We start from the raw sequence: 13006 nt of genomic DNA, 5'->3' as shown, positions 1-13006 counted from the left end.
CGCCATGCGCCTGCAAGTGCTGTCCGACCTGCACCTCGACACGGAGGTGTTCGACCCCCAGCCCGCGCCGGGCGCCGAGCTGCTGGTGCTGGCCGGCGACCTGCACCCCGACTGGTCCGCGCTGGAGCGCTTCGCCGGCTGGCCGGTGCCGGTGGTCGTCGTCGCGGGCAACCACGAGTTCGACGACCGCGAGCTCGACGACGCCTGGCCGGCGCTGCGCCGGCGCTGCGACGCGCTGGGCCTGCGCCTGCTCGAACGCGAGACGGTGGTGCTGACCGGTGCCGACGGCCGGCGCATCCGCTTCGTCGGCACGGTGCGCTGGTGCGACTTCGACCTCTTCGGCGAGGCCCGGCGGGCCAAGGCGATGCGTGCCGGCGAGTACTTCGCCCGCGTCCAGCGGTCGCGGCTGCATGGCCGGACCTTCGATGCCGAGGCGGTGCGGGGCGAGGCGCTGGCCTGCCGGGCCTGGCTGGCCCGGGCGCTGGCCGAACCCACCGAGGCCGACGCCACCGTCGCCGTCACCCACTTCGCGCCCAGCCTGCGCAGCGCCGACCCGCGCTACGGCGCCCAGCACGGCACCGCCAGCTTCTGCAACGCCGACGACGACCTGATGCCGGGGGTCGACCTGTGGCTGCACGGCCATGTGCACTGCCGCCACGACTACACCGTCGCCCATGCCGACGGCCGGCGCACGCGGGTGGTGTGTCAGGCGCGCGGCCTGGCGGACAAGGGCGAGGTCGAGGGCTACGAGCCCTTCAAGCGGGTCGAGGTGTAGCGGCGGCGGCTCAGCGCGCCGCCGCCGGCCGCTGGTCGCGGTAGCGCTGCACCGCGCGCTTCAGGTCGTCCAGTTCCTCGCAGCCGCTCGGGCAGGCCTGCTGCAGCGTCGCCAGCCGCTGCTCGGCGGTGGGCAGGTCGTCCTTCATCAGCGCCAGTTCGCCGGCGTACTCCAGCGCGCCGCGGTGGCGCGGTGACAGGCGCAGCGCCTCGTCGTAGTGGCGCTGCGCCGCGTCCAGGTCGGGCGGGCTGAGGTGGCGCGCGGCGTAGCCCATGAGGTTGTGCCAGTCGGCGTTGGTCGTCGCGTTGACCTGGCGCAGCGCCTGCACCGCCTGCGGCCATTGCCTGGCCGCGATGTGCTGGCGGGCGCCGGCCAGCGGGTCGCGCGGCGCCCGCGGTTCGGGCGGCGGGGTGATGTCGGCGGCGGTCGCCGGGCCGGGCAGCAGCGGCAGGGTCGACAGCAGGCCCAGCACGCCGACGAGGGCGGGCCGGGCCACCAAGGCGGCCAGGGTGGCGAAGGCGGTGCGTGGCATGGCGTGTCCTCGCCGGCGTCGTGCGGCCGGCCGGCGCAGTGTCGGCCACGAGCGGCCCGCCGGGCCTGCGGAAAACGCGGGCACCGGGCTCAGCGGCGCGGCGGCCCGCGCCTCGGCCCGCGCGGCCCGGGAGGCGCGGCCGGCCGGGGCCGGGACACGTCGGCCAGCAGCAGCGTCGCCCGCACCATGTCCTCGACCGCGTCGGCGACCTCGGCCGGTGGTTCCAGCGTGTCGATCTCCGCCAGCAGCGCGTCCGCGTCTTCCAGGTCGTCGGGGTCGAAGTGCCGGTACAGCAGCGCCAGCGGCTCGGTCAGGGCGGGGGCGTCGAGGTCCATCAGCGCCGGGAAGCGGTCCATGGCGGCGGCGAAGCCGGCGACCCAGGGCAACACGGTTTCGGAGGGGCTGGCCTCTTCGTCCAGCTCGAACACCCAGGGGTCGAACCAGTCGCGCTGCCCGATGGCACGGTCCAGCGCGGCATGGCGGGCCTGCACCGCCTCGCGCAGCGCCCGGTCGTCCAGCCCGGCGGGCGCGGGCCGACCGTCGGCGTCCAGCACCCCCGGCCACCAGCGGGCGAACGGCACCGGCCGCGGTTGCAGCAGCACGCCGCAGAGGTAACCGTCGACGGCGCTGACGTCCAGCGGCTCCAGCGGTGCGGGCAGTCGATCGAGCAAGGCCTCGACCTGCTCGGCGCTGACGGCGCGGGGCGCCGGTGGGCGGGTGGCAGGCACCGGCGGGCGGCGGGGCGGAGGGGGGGCATGCGCCCATTGTCCGCGGCCGCTGCAGCCGGCCGCCGTCGGCACCCTCAGGAGGTCAGGGGGCGCTGAAGGGCGTCAGCGTCGTGTCCGCCAGCGGCGGCCCCTGCAGGGCGGGGGTGTCCGTCACGGCATCGACGTCGTGGGCCGGTGCCTGCGCCAGCAGCGTGCCGCCGGCCAGACCGAGGACGAGGGTCAGCACGCTGGGAACGGCGGTGAGTCGCATGGCGGGCTCCGTGGCGGGGCGCACCCACGGCCCCATGCAGCGAAGCATCGCGCCTGCGCGGGCGGCTGTCTGTCCCACGTCCGCCGCGGCCGGCTGTGGGCGGTGGCTGACAGGCGCCGCTACTGCAGCGCCCGCGCCGCGCTCAGCGCCTCGCCGCGGCCGCGGCCACCGCGCTCGCCCCGGCCTTCTGCGCCATCTCCTCGCGCAGCCGCTTCAGCCGTTCGCGCGGGTCTTCCTTGCCCGAGCCCTCGTGCAGCTTCATCTCGGCGATGAACCGGCTCGGCACGCCGGCGACGATCTCGCGTCCCTTGCGTCGGCGGCGCAGCGTGCTCACCGCCAGGGTGGTGCGCGCGCGGGTGATACCGACGTACATCAGCCGCCGTTCCTCGAACAGCCGCTCCGGTGTGACCGGCTGGTCGTCGGTGGCGAAGGGCAGCAGCCCCTCGTTGACGCCGGCCAGCACCACATGCGGCCACTCCAGCCCCTTGGCCGCGTGCAGGGTGGACAGCGTCACCTGGTCCTGCTGCTCGCCGCGCTCGGCCAGGCTGAGGATGACGCTGATCGTCTGCGCTACCTCCAGCACGCTGCGGCGCTCGGCCTGCGTGGTCATGCCGCCGTCGTTCTCGATCTCGCCGCCGCAGCGCTTGGCCACCCAGTCGATGAAGTCGAGCACGTTGGACCAGCGGGCGGCGGCCACCTTCTCCGAGTCCTCCTGGTCGTAGAGGTGCTGCTCGTAGCCGATGTCCTTCAACCAGCCCATCAGCAGCGCCTTGGCGTCCTCCGCCCCGAGCGTGGCCTTGGCGCGGTGGGCCAGGTCGTTCACGACGCGGCCGAACTCGTGCAGCGAGCCGATCGCCTTGGCGCTGAGCGCGGTGCCCAGGCTCTGCGAGAACAGCGCCTCGAACAGGCTCACCTTCCACTTGCCGGCGAACTCGCCCAGACCGGCCAGCGTCTGGTGGCCGATGCCGCGCTTGGGCGTGGTCACCGCGCGCAGGAAGGCCGGGTCGTCGTCCTGGTTCACCAGCAGGCGCAGCCAGGCGCACAGGTCCTTGATCTCGGCGCGGTCGAAGAAGCTCTGGCCGCCGGAGACGCGGTACGGGATCTGCGCCCGGCGCAGCGCCTGCTCGAACACCTTGGCCAGGTGGTTGGCGCGGTAGAGGATGGCGAAGTCGCCGAACTTGACGTCGCCGCCCTGCGCCCGAAGGGACTGGATGAAGGCCACCGCCCGCTCGGCCTCGTGTTCCTCGCCGTCGCATTCGACCAGCCGCACCGGCTCGCCGTCGCCGAAGTCGCTCCACAGCTTCTTCTCGAAGAGCTTCGGGTTGGCGGCGATGACATGGTTCGCCGCCCGCAGGATGGCGCCGGTGGAGCGGTAGTTCTGCTCCAGCGCGATCAGCTTCAGGGCGGGGTAGTCCTGGGGCAGCCGGCGCAGGTTCTCGATGGTGGCGCCGCGCCAGCCGTAGATGCTTTGGTCGTCGTCGCCCACCGCGGTGAAGCGGTCCGCCTCGCGCGGGTCGGGGTGGCCGACCAGCAGCTTGAGCAGTTCGTACTGCACGGCGTTGGTGTCCTGCACCTCGTCGACCAGCACGTAGCGCAGCCGGTCCTGCCACTTCACCCGCGCCTCCTCGTCGCGCGCCAGCAGCTTCAGCGGCAGGGTGAGCAGGTCGTCGAAGTCCACCGCCTGGTAGGCGGCCAGCCGTTCCTCGTACAGCTTCATCACGCGGGCGGCCTGCACCTGGTCGGCGTCCTGCGCCTGGCCGACGGCGGTGTCGCTGGTCAGCCCCTGGTTCTTCCACAGGCTGATCGTCCACTGCCAGCGGCGGGCGGTGGCGTTGTCGGTGGTGCCGCCGGCGTCCTTCAGCACGCCGAGCACGTCGTCGGCGTCGAGGATGGAGAACTGCGGCTTCAGCCCCAGGCGCTCGCCGTCCTCGCGCAGCAGCCGCACCCCCAGCGAGTGGAAGGTGCTGACCACCAGGTCCTTGGCCGCCTTGGCGCCGACCAGCGCACGGGCCCGCTCGCGCATCTCCGCCGCCGCCTTGTTGGTGAAGGTGATGGCCGCGATCTGCTTCGGCGCGAAGCCGGCCTGCAGCAGCCGGGCGATCTTGTGCGTGATGACGCGCGTCTTGCCCGAGCCGGCGCCGGCCAGCACCAGGCAGGGGCCGCCCAGGTGGTGCACCGCCTCGAGCTGGGCAGGGTTGAGGGAGGGCGGGACGGCGGACACGGCGGCGAAAACGGCGGCGGATCATAGCGACCGCACCGCCCGACCCCCGGATGGGGCGGCCGCCGTGGCGCCCGGCCGTGACGCCCGCACGAACCGGCGCCATCCCCGCCATGCAGAATGCGCGCTGCCTTTTGCCATCACGCCCCAGCGAGCACGCATGCCAGACCCGCAGATCAGCGTCGTGGTCGTCAACTACAACACCGCCCACCTGCTGGACGAGATGTTCGCCACGCTCTACCGGGCGGCCGAGGGCCTGGCCCTGCAGGTGATCGTCATCGACAACGCGTCGCGCGACGACTCGGTGGCCGTGCTGCGCGAACGCCACCCCGAGGCGACGCTGATCGTCAACGACACCAACGTCGGCTTCGGCCGCGCCAACAACCAGGCGCTGCCGTTGATCCGCGCGCCGTTGGTGCTGCTGCTCAACACCGACGCCTTCGTCGAGCCGAACACCCTGCGCGCCACGCTGGCCTGCATGGCCGCGCACCCCAAGGCCGGCATCGTCGGCGTGCGGCTGATCGGCCGCGACGGCGTGCTGCAGCCGTCCTGCCGCTACTTCCCCACGCCCTGGAACCTGTTCCTGCAGCGCACCGGCCTGAGCCGTTTCTTCCCGTCGGTGCGGTTGATGGACGACATGGACTGGGACCATGCCTCGCTGCGCGAATGCGACTGGGTGCCCGGCTGCTACTACCTCGTGCGCAAGGAGGTGCTCGACCAGGTGGGCCTGTTCGACGCGCGCTTCTTCCTCTACTACGAGGAGGTGGACCACTGCCGCATGACCAAGCTGGCCGGCTGGCAGGTGCTGTACTGCCCTGACACCACGGTCGTGCACATCGGCGGCGAGAGCGCCAAGAGCGTCGGCAAGATCTCCGGCGCCGGCCGCCAGTTGTCGGCGCTGCAGGTGGAAAGCGAGCTGCTGTACTTCCGCAAGCACCACGGCCTGCCCGGCGTGGTGGCGCTGCTGTCGCTGACGCTGCTGGGGCAGGTCGTGCTGGGCCTGAAGGGCCTGCTGAAGTGGCGCCCGGCCGAGCTGCGGGGGCTGGGCCGCGAACTGCGCCTGCTGATGCGGCTGGTCGGCGCCACCCGCGGCGGCCTGCAGCCCACGCGCTGACATGAAACCCCCACGCTCACTGCCGTTCGCTGCCCCCCGAGGGGGCTGTCAGTGCCTTCGGGCGGCCGGGCGGCACTGACCTGACGACGCGATGTTCGAGCACCTGCGCGCGGACCTGCGCGCCTACCAAGGCGACTGGGGGGCCCAGGGATTCTGGGTCATGGTGGTCTACCGCTTCGGCCGGTGGCGCTATGGCGTCCGGCCGGCGCTGCTGCGCAAGCCGCTGTCGCTGCTCTACAAGGTGCTCTACAAGCTCGTGCAGATCCTCACCGGCATCGAGCTGCCCTGCGAGGTGGAGCTGGGCCGCGGCTTCGTCATCGACCACTTCGGCGGCATCGTCATCAGCGGCTACGCCAAGTTCGGCGACCACTGCCGCATCCGCAACGGCGTGGTCGTCGGCCTGGCCCGCGTCGACCAGCCCTGCGCGCCGGTGATCGGCAACCACGTCGACATCGGCACCGGCGCCAAGGTGCTGGGCGACATCCGCATCGGCGACCGGGTGCTCATCGGCGCCAACGCCGTGGTGGTCACCGACGTGCCGGACGACCACATCGCCGTCGGCGTGCCGGCGGTGATCAAGCCGAGGAAGCGGGCATGAGCCTCGATCCGGGGCTGGGCGTGGTCGCCATCGGCCGCAACGAGGGCGAGCGGCTGCGGCGCTGCCTGCAGTCGGTGCTGCCGCAGGTGGCGCGGGTGGTCTACGTCGACTCCGGTTCCACCGACGGGTCGGCCGCCATGGCCCGCGGGCTGGGCGCCGAGGTGGTCGACCTCGACCTGTCGCAGCCCTTCACCGCCGCGCGCGCGCGCAACGCCGGCCTGGCGCGGCTGCTGGCGCTGCAGCCCGGCCTCGAACGGGTGCAGTTCGTCGACGGCGACTGCGAGGTGGTGGACGGCTGGCTGGCGGCGGCCACGGCCTTCCTCGCGCAGCGGCCGGAGGTCGGCGTGGTCTGCGGCCGGCGGCGCGAGCGTCACCCCGAACGTTCGGTCTACAACCGGCTGTGCGATGCCGAATGGAACACGCCGGTCGGCGAGGCCAGGGCCTGCGGCGGCGACGCCATGATGCGGGTGGCCGCCCTGCAGGCGGTGGGCGGCTACCGCGAGGACCTGATCGCCGGCGAGGAGCCGGAGCTGTGCGTGCGGCTGCGCGCCGCCGGCTGGCGCGTCTGGCGGCTGGACCACGAGATGACGCTGCACGACGCCGCGATGACGCGCTTCGGCCAGTGGTGGCGGCGCACGCAGCGCGGTGGCCATGCCTTCGCCGAAGGCAGCGCGCTGCACGGCGCCCCGCCCGAGCGCCACTGGGTGCGCGAGACGCGCAGCGGCCTGGCCTGGGGCCTGTGGCTGCCGCTGGCCATCCTGCTGCTGGCGCTCGCGGTGTCCCCCTGGGCGCTGGTGCTGTTCGCCGTCTACCCGCTGCAGGTGCTGCGGCTGTCGCGCCGCGGCCAGGGGTTGGCTCACGCGCTGTTCCTGGTGCTGGGCAAGTTCCCCGAGGCGCTGGGGCAGCTCAACTACTGGTGGCGCCGGCTGACGCACGGCCAGCGGCGCCTCATCGAGTACAAGTAGATGGCCCTGCTCATCCTCCTGCTCAGCCTGCCGGCCGCCTTGCTGCTGGTGCTGGCGGCGCTGCTGCTGGTCGAGGTGCTCGGCGGGCGCGGCCTGAAGCCGCAGGCGCCTGCGACGAACGGCCCGCGGCCCTGGGTCGCGGTGCTGATCCCCGCCCACAACGAGGCTGCCGGCGTCGCCGCCACGGTGCAGGCGGTGCGTGCCCAACTGCAGCCCGGCGACCGGGTGCTGGTGGTGGCCGACAACTGCAGCGACGCCACCGCCGCGGTGGCGCGCGCCGCGGGCGCCGAAGTGAGCGAGCGCTTCGACACCGAGCTGCGCGGCAAGGGGTATGCGCTGGACCATGGCGTGCGCCGGCTGGCGGCCGACCCGCCCGAGGTGCTGCTCATCCTCGACGCCGACTGCCGGCTGCACGACGGCGCCCTCGACCGGCTGGTGCGCGCGGTGGCGCGGCACGGCCGGCCGGCCCAGGCGCTGTACCTGATGGAACCGCCGCCGGCCGACGCCGGCCTGCGCCTGCGCTTCGGCACCTTCGCCTGGCGCGTGAAGAACCAGCTGCGCCCGGCCGGTTATGCCCGCTGGGGCGGCCCCTGCCACCTGATGGGCACGGGCATGGCCTTCCCCTGGCCGGTGATCGAGGCCGCCCCGCTGGCCACCGGCCACCTGGCCGAGGACATGGAGCTGGGCATCCAGCTGGCCCTGCGTGGACAGGCTGCACGCTTCGAGCCGGGCGCGCTGGTCACCAGCCGCTTCCCCGACACCGAGGGCAGCGCCAAGCAGCAGCGCACCCGCTGGGAACACGGCCACCTGAGCGTGCTGCTGCAGCACGGCCCGCGGCTGCTGGCGCAGGGCCTGGGCGCCGGCCGGCCGGAGGCGGTGGCCCTGGCGCTGGACCTGATGATCCCGCCGCTGGCCCTGCTGGCATTGGCCATCGGCGCGCTGGCCGTCGTCGGGGCGGTGGTGTGGGCGCTGCTCGGCAGCGCCCTGCCGTTCGCGCTCGCGGTGCTGGCGGGCGTGGCGCTGGTGGCGGCCGTCGCCATCGCCTGGACGGCGGTGGGCCGCGACTGCCTGCGCCCGGGCGAACTGCTGCGGGCGCCGCTGTACCTGCTGTGGAAGCTGCCCCTGTATGCCGCCTTCGTCTTCAAGCGCCAGCGCGGCTGGGTGCGGGCCAAGCGCGATGGCGAGGGTGATGTCCGGGAGGGCGATGTCCGCTGACCCCGCCGCGATGGGCGACGCGCCGCCGCCCGCGCTCCCGGCGCCGGTGTGGCTGCTCGGGCTGCCCTTCCACCCGATCGACCTGCCCGGCGCCATGGCGGCCGTCCGCCGCGCCGCACGGCAGCGGCAGCGGCTGTTCATCAGCACCCCGAACGTCAACTTCGCGGTCGCCGCCGCGGCGCAGCCGGCCTTCCGCGACTCGGTGCTGCGCAGCGACTTGAGCCTGGCCGACGGCATGCCGCTGGTCTGGCTGGCGCGCCGGCTCGGCCTGCCGATCACCCAGCGGGTGGCCGGCTCGGACCTCTTCGCGGCGCTGCGCCGGCCGCCCGCCGACGGCACGCCGCCGCTGAAGGTGTACTTCTTCGGCGGCCCGCCCGGCGTGGCGGCGCAGGCCGGCGAGCGGCTGAACGCCGAGCGCGGCGGGCTGGTCTGCGTGGGCCATGCGTCGCCGGGCTTCGGCAGCGTCGAGGCCATGAGCGCGCCGGAACTGATCGACGACATCAACCGCAGCGGCGCCGACTTCCTGGTCGTCGCGCTCGGCGCGCAGAAGGGCCAGGCCTGGATCCTCCACAACCTTCCGCGGCTCAAGCCGCCGGTGGTCAGCCACCTCGGCGCGGTGGTGAACTTCGTCGCCGGCGCGGTGCGCCGGGCGCCGCCCTGGATGCAGCGCACCGGGCTGGAGTGGCTGTGGCGCATCCGCGAGGAGCCCGGCCTGGTCAAGCGCTACGCCGGCGACGGGCTGGCGCTGGCGCGCCTGGTGTGGGACGAACTGCGGGCCGAGCGCCAGGGCGCCTACGCCGGCGCCGGCCGGCTGATGCTGCGTTCGCCGGACGGCCGCGTGCGGCTGTCGCGGGTGCTGCAGCACTGGAGCGTGGTCGACCACCAGGCCCTGCTGCGATGGGTCAACCACGCACCGCCGGGCGACGCGGCCTGGACCGTGCAGGTCGACGAAGGCGGCCGGCCGGGCCGCACCGCCTGGGCGAGCCTGGCGATGGCGGCGGCGCAGGCGCGGGTGCGCGGCGTGACGCTCACGCTGCCCGAGCCGCTGGCCCGGCGCCTGCCCGGCTGAGACCGGCCAGGAGGCCGGACTACAGCGCGCCTTCGGCCTTCAGCACCTCGCGCGCCGTGCGGAAGGCGTCCATTGCCGCCGGCACGCCGCAGTAGATGGCGCTCTGCAGGAAGACCTCGCGCATCTCCGCCAGCGTCACGCCGTTGGCCAGCGCGCCCTTGACGTGCAGCTTCAGCTCGTGCGGCCGGTTCAGCGCCGTCAGCATCGCCAGGTTGAGCAAGCTGCGCTCGCGCCGGCCGAGGCCCGGCCGGTTCCAGATGTCACCCCAGGCGTACTGGGTGGTGAACTCCTGCAGCGGGCGGGTGAAGTCGTCGGCCTCGCGCAGCGACCGGTCCACGTACTCGGTGCCGAGCACCTCGCGGCGGGTCTGCAGGCCTTTGTCGAACAGCTCCTGATTCATGGGCGGGGGAGGGGTGGGGGCGGGACGGCCACTCTAACAACCGCGTCACCGAGCCGGGCGACACTCGCGGCCATGACCGCTTCCCGACGATCGCTGCTGCAGGCGGCGCTGGCCGCCGGGCTGGCGCCCGGCCTGCTGTCCTGCGCCCGCGCCGGCAGCGACGAGCGCTTCGCCCTCGGCGTGGCCTCCGGCGCGCCGCGGCCCGACCGGCTGGTGCTGTGGACCCGGCTGATGGGCGGCGACCTGCCCGAGGCGGTGCCGGTGCGCTGGCAACTCGCCCGCGACGAGCGCTTCACCGACCTCGCCGCGCAGGGCGAGGAGACCGCGCTGCGGCGCGACGCGCACAGCGTGCACGCCGAGCCTGCCGGCCTGGTGCCGGGCCGGCCCTACTTCTACCGCTTCGAGGCGCTGGGCCAGCGCAGCGCCGTCGGCCGCACCCGCACCGCGCCGGCGCCCGACGCGCCGGCCGGCCTGCGCTACGTCATCGCCAGCTGCCAGCGCTACGACATGGGCCACTACGCCGCCTGGCGCGACGTGGCCGAGTGGTCGCCCGACCTGGTGCTCTTCCTCGGCGACTACGTCTACGAGTACGCCTCGGCGCCGAACCGGGTGCGCCGTCACGAGGGCGGCTTCGTCACCTCGCTGGACGACTACCGCCGCCGCTACGCCACCTACAAGCGCGACCCGCTGCTGCAGGCGGCGCACGCCGCCGCGCCCTGGCTGCTGGTGTGGGACGACCACGAGGTGGACAACGACTACGCGGCCCTGCAGGGCCAGGCGCTGCAGCCCGACTTCGCCGAGCGCCGCGCCGCCGCCTACCAGGCCTGGTGGGAGCACCAGCCGGTGCCCAGGGCCTGGCGGCCGCGCGGCCCGGACCTGCGCATCGTCAGCCGCTGGACCTGGGGCCGGCTGGCCACGGTGCACTGCCTGGACGACCGCCAGTACCGCGACCCGCAGGCCTGCCCCAAGCCCGGCCGCGGCGGCAGCAACAACGTGGCCCTGCGCGACTGCCCGGAACTGCTCGACCCGCAGCGCAGCCTGCTCGGCCACGAGCAGGAGCGCTGGCTGGCCGACGGCTGGGACCTGCAGCGGCCGTGGAACCTGGTGGCGCAGCAGACCCTGATGAGCCGCTTCGCCTGGCGCGACCCGGCGCGCGACCCGGCCTACTGGACCGACGGCTGGGACGGCTACCCCGCCGCCCGCCGCCGGCTGCTCGACGGCATCGCCGAACGGCGGCTGCCCGGCGCGGTGGTGCTGGGCGGCGACGTGCACACCCACTACGTCGCCGAGCTGCGGCCCGACTTCGACCGCCCGGGGCCGGCGGTGGCCAGCGAGTTCTGCGGCACCTCGATCAGCAGCCCGTCGATGGCCCAGGCCCGGCTGGACGAGGCGCTGCCCTTCAACCCGCACATCCGGCTCGGCCGCAGCGACCACCGCGGCACGGTGCGCTTCACGCTCGACGAGCGCCGGCTGCAGGCCGAACTGCGCGCGGTGGAGGACGTGGAGCGGGCGGACAGCCCGGTCAACACGCTGGCGCGCTTTATCGTCGAAGCCGGCCGCCCCGGCCCGCAGCCGGCCTGAGGGTCGACGCTCGCCCGTCCAGGCCGGCAGGTTCAGGCCAGCACGTTCAGTCGACGGCGCATGCGCGCCGCTTGCCCGGATACTGCGCCGCCATGGTTCACGTGCTGGCGGTCACCGCCCCCTTTTTCGCGCTGGTGCTGATCGGCTGGTGGGCGGCGCGGCGGGGGGTGGTGCCGGCCGCGGCGGTGCCCGGGCTCAACGGCTTCGTGCTGTTCTTCGCCCTGCCCTGCATGCTCATGCGCTTCGGCATGGCGACGCCGCTGGAGCGCCTGCTCGACCCCTGGGTGCTGGCGGTCTACGCGCTGGCGATGGGGCCGGTGGTGGCGCTGGCGCTGTGGGCGCTGCGCCGCCGCGGCTGGCCCCGGGCCGACGCCGCGTTCGGCGCGCTGGTCGCCGCCTTTCCCAACAGCGGCTTCATGGGCGTGCCGCTGCTGGTGGCGCTGCTCGGGCCTCAGGCCGCCGGGCCGGTGATCTGCACGCTGCTGGTCGACTTCTTCCTCACCAGCTCGCTGTGCCTGGCGCTGGCGCGCGCGCCGGGCGCCGGCGAGGGGCGCGGCGCGGCGGCCTGGGCCGCCTTCAAGGCCGCGGCGGGCAACCCGTTGCCCTGGGCCATCGCGGTGGGCGCGCTGCTGCGGGCCACCGGCACCCGCCTGCCCGGTCCGCTCGACGCCACCGTCCAGCTGCTGGGCGACGCCGCCAGCCCGGTGGCGCTGTTCACCATCGGCGTGGTGCTGTGGACCACCGCCGGCACCGGCGCGGGGGTCTCCAACGGGCGGCGCACCGACGCGCTGCCGGCCGCCGCGCTGAAGCTGGCGCTGCACCCGGCGCTGGTGCTGGGCCTGGGGCTTGCCGCACGGGCCGCGGGCGCGCCGCTGTCGGGCTTCGCGCTGATGGTGCTGGTGCTCACCGCCGCGCTGCCCAGCGCCAGCAACGTCTCGCTGCTGGCTCAAGCGCGCGGCGCCGACATCGGCCGGGTGGCGCGCATCATCATGGCCTCCACGGTGGCCGCGTTCGCCAGCTTCAGCGCCTGGGCATGGGCCTTCGGCGTCGGCCGCTGACGGCGAAAGGACGAGCATGAAGCTGCAGGGATCGTGTCACTGCCAGGCGGTGCGCTTCGAGGTCGAGTCGCGCGAGCCGGTGCCCTTCATGCGCTGCTACTGCTCGATCTGCCGCAAGACGGCGGGCGCCGGCGGCTACGCCATCAACCTGGGCGCCGACGCCGCCACGCTGAAGGTCGAGGGCGAGGCCGACGTCGCCAGCTTTCACGCCCGGATGGAAGACGCGGGCGGCGGCTGGCACGCCAGCGGCGCCCAGCGCCACTTCTGCCGCCGCTGCGGCAGCGCGCTGTGGCTGTTCGACCCCACCTGGCCGGACCTGGTGCACCCGCACGCCTCGGCCATCGACACCCCGCTGCCGGTGCCGCCGGACCGCGTGCACCTCATGCTGGGCAGCAAGGCGAACTGGGTCGAGCCCGAGGTGCGGCCGGGCGATGCCTGCTTCGACGGCTATCCCGAGGAGTCGCTGGCCGACTGGCACCGCCGGCACGGCTTCTAGCGGTGCC

14 protein-coding genes are annotated in these 13006 nt (G+C 74.3%); 9 read left to right on the top strand and 5 right to left on the bottom strand.

Annotated elements, in window-relative coordinates; translation table 11 throughout:
• Nucleotides 1-4 precede the first annotated feature (4 nt).
• Nucleotides 5-775, top strand: coding sequence for a metallophosphoesterase (locus LRS07_RS01870; RefSeq protein ID WP_260500339.1), 771 nt, complete (start codon nt 5-7; stop codon nt 773-775).
• Between the two features lie 10 nt (nt 776-785).
• On the opposite strand, the gene LRS07_RS01865 is transcribed toward LRS07_RS01870, so the two are convergent.
• From LRS07_RS01865 to LRS07_RS01850, 4 genes are all read right to left on the bottom strand, one after another.
• On the bottom strand, nt 786-1307 hold the full coding sequence (locus LRS07_RS01865) for a tetratricopeptide repeat protein (RefSeq protein ID WP_260500338.1): 522 nt from the start codon (nt 1305-1307) through the stop codon (nt 786-788).
• Between the two features lie 89 nt (nt 1308-1396).
• Nucleotides 1397-2035: a YecA/YgfB family protein gene (locus tag LRS07_RS01860; protein ID WP_260500337.1), complete on the bottom strand. Its 639-nt coding sequence runs from the start codon at nt 2033-2035 to the stop codon at nt 1397-1399.
• Nucleotides 2036-2117: 82 nt separating this feature from the next.
• Nucleotides 2118-2285 (bottom strand): hypothetical protein, encoded by a 168-nt coding sequence (locus LRS07_RS01855; protein WP_260500336.1) that lies wholly within the window; start codon nt 2283-2285, stop codon nt 2118-2120.
• A 142-nt stretch (nt 2286-2427) separates the two neighbouring features.
• Nucleotides 2428-4506, bottom strand: coding sequence for an ATP-dependent helicase (locus LRS07_RS01850; protein ID WP_260500335.1), 2079 nt, complete (start codon nt 4504-4506; stop codon nt 2428-2430).
• Nucleotides 4507-4663: 157 nt separating this feature from the next.
• Here LRS07_RS01850 and LRS07_RS01845 point away from each other — a divergent pair, with 157 nt between their 5' ends.
• From LRS07_RS01845 to LRS07_RS01825, 5 genes are all read left to right on the top strand, one after another.
• A complete protein-coding gene (locus LRS07_RS01845) occupies nt 4664-5617 on the top strand; it encodes a glycosyltransferase family 2 protein (protein ID WP_260500334.1) in 954 nt (317 codons plus the stop codon).
• A gap of 91 nt (nt 5618-5708) precedes the next feature.
• Nucleotides 5709-6215, top strand: coding sequence for a serine O-acetyltransferase (locus LRS07_RS21925; protein ID WP_312028341.1), 507 nt, complete (start codon nt 5709-5711; stop codon nt 6213-6215).
• Nucleotides 6212-7180 carry a glycosyltransferase gene (locus LRS07_RS01835; RefSeq protein ID WP_260500333.1) on the top strand — a complete coding sequence of 323 codons (969 nt, stop codon included), beginning with the start codon at nt 6212-6214 and terminating at the stop codon, nt 7178-7180. Before LRS07_RS21925 ends, LRS07_RS01835 begins: the two co-directional genes overlap by 4 nt.
• Complete coding sequence (locus LRS07_RS01830; protein WP_260500332.1) at nt 7181-8395, top strand: glycosyltransferase family 2 protein; 1215 nt, start codon at nt 7181-7183, stop codon at nt 8393-8395.
• Entirely contained in the window at nt 8385-9464 is a 1080-nt protein-coding gene (locus LRS07_RS01825; protein WP_312028340.1) for a WecB/TagA/CpsF family glycosyltransferase, read from the top strand. Before LRS07_RS01830 ends, LRS07_RS01825 begins: the two co-directional genes overlap by 11 nt.
• A 19-nt stretch (nt 9465-9483) precedes the next feature.
• Here LRS07_RS01825 and pcaC read toward each other — a convergent pair whose 3' ends face one another.
• The gene (gene pcaC / locus LRS07_RS01820; RefSeq protein WP_260500331.1) at nt 9484-9864 is read right to left on the bottom strand and encodes a 4-carboxymuconolactone decarboxylase; all 381 of its coding nucleotides are present in this window, start codon (nt 9862-9864) and stop codon (nt 9484-9486) included.
• Nucleotides 9865-9936: 72 nt separating this feature from the next.
• Here pcaC and LRS07_RS01815 point away from each other — a divergent pair, with 72 nt between their 5' ends.
• The 3 genes from LRS07_RS01815 to LRS07_RS01805 all read left to right on the top strand — a co-directional run bounded on the left by LRS07_RS01815 (nt 9937) and on the right by LRS07_RS01805 (nt 12999).
• Complete coding sequence (locus LRS07_RS01815) at nt 9937-11445, top strand: alkaline phosphatase D family protein (RefSeq protein WP_260500330.1); 1509 nt, start codon at nt 9937-9939, stop codon at nt 11443-11445.
• Between the two features lie 92 nt (nt 11446-11537).
• Nucleotides 11538-12503 carry an AEC family transporter gene (locus LRS07_RS01810; RefSeq protein ID WP_260500329.1) on the top strand — a complete coding sequence of 322 codons (966 nt, stop codon included), beginning with the start codon at nt 11538-11540 and terminating at the stop codon, nt 12501-12503.
• A 16-nt stretch (nt 12504-12519) separates the two neighbouring features.
• The gene (locus LRS07_RS01805; RefSeq protein WP_260500328.1) at nt 12520-12999 is read left to right on the top strand and encodes a GFA family protein; all 480 of its coding nucleotides are present in this window, start codon (nt 12520-12522) and stop codon (nt 12997-12999) included.
• The last annotated feature ends 7 nt before the right edge of the window (nt 13000-13006 follow it).

The organism is Aquabacterium sp. J223 (genome assembly GCF_024666615.1).
In the GTDB taxonomy this organism is placed as follows: domain Bacteria; phylum Pseudomonadota; class Gammaproteobacteria; order Burkholderiales; family Burkholderiaceae_C; genus J223.
The sequence above is the reverse complement of the archived record's forward strand: the minus strand, read 5'-3'. Positions and strand labels throughout refer to the sequence as shown.

Bases quoted from the DNA above. Each gene is read 5' to 3' on its own strand.
- LRS07_RS01805 (WP_260500328.1), top strand. From the start codon at position 12,520: ATGAAGCTGCAGGGATCGTGTCACTGCCAGGCGGTGCGCTTCGAGGTC.
- LRS07_RS01830 (WP_260500332.1), top strand. From the start codon at position 7,181: ATGGCCCTGCTCATCCTCCTGCTCAGCCTGCCGGCCGCCTTGCTGCTG.
- LRS07_RS01810 (WP_260500329.1), top strand. From the start codon at position 11,538: ATGGTTCACGTGCTGGCGGTCACCGCCCCCTTTTTCGCGCTGGTGCTG.
- LRS07_RS01815 (WP_260500330.1), top strand. From the start codon at position 9,937: ATGACCGCTTCCCGACGATCGCTGCTGCAGGCGGCGCTGGCCGCCGGG.
- LRS07_RS01865 (WP_260500338.1), bottom strand. From the start codon at position 1,307: ATGCCACGCACCGCCTTCGCCACCCTGGCCGCCTTGGTGGCCCGGCCC.
- LRS07_RS21925 (WP_312028341.1), top strand. From the start codon at position 5,709: ATGTTCGAGCACCTGCGCGCGGACCTGCGCGCCTACCAAGGCGACTGG.
- LRS07_RS01870 (WP_260500339.1), top strand. From the start codon at position 5: ATGCGCCTGCAAGTGCTGTCCGACCTGCACCTCGACACGGAGGTGTTC.
- pcaC (WP_260500331.1), bottom strand. From the start codon at position 9,864: ATGAATCAGGAGCTGTTCGACAAAGGCCTGCAGACCCGCCGCGAGGTG.
- LRS07_RS01835 (WP_260500333.1), top strand. From the start codon at position 6,212: ATGAGCCTCGATCCGGGGCTGGGCGTGGTCGCCATCGGCCGCAACGAG.
- LRS07_RS01845 (WP_260500334.1), top strand. From the start codon at position 4,664: ATGCCAGACCCGCAGATCAGCGTCGTGGTCGTCAACTACAACACCGCC.
- LRS07_RS01855 (WP_260500336.1), bottom strand. From the start codon at position 2,285: ATGCGACTCACCGCCGTTCCCAGCGTGCTGACCCTCGTCCTCGGTCTG.
- LRS07_RS01825 (WP_312028340.1), top strand. From the start codon at position 8,385: ATGTCCGCTGACCCCGCCGCGATGGGCGACGCGCCGCCGCCCGCGCTC.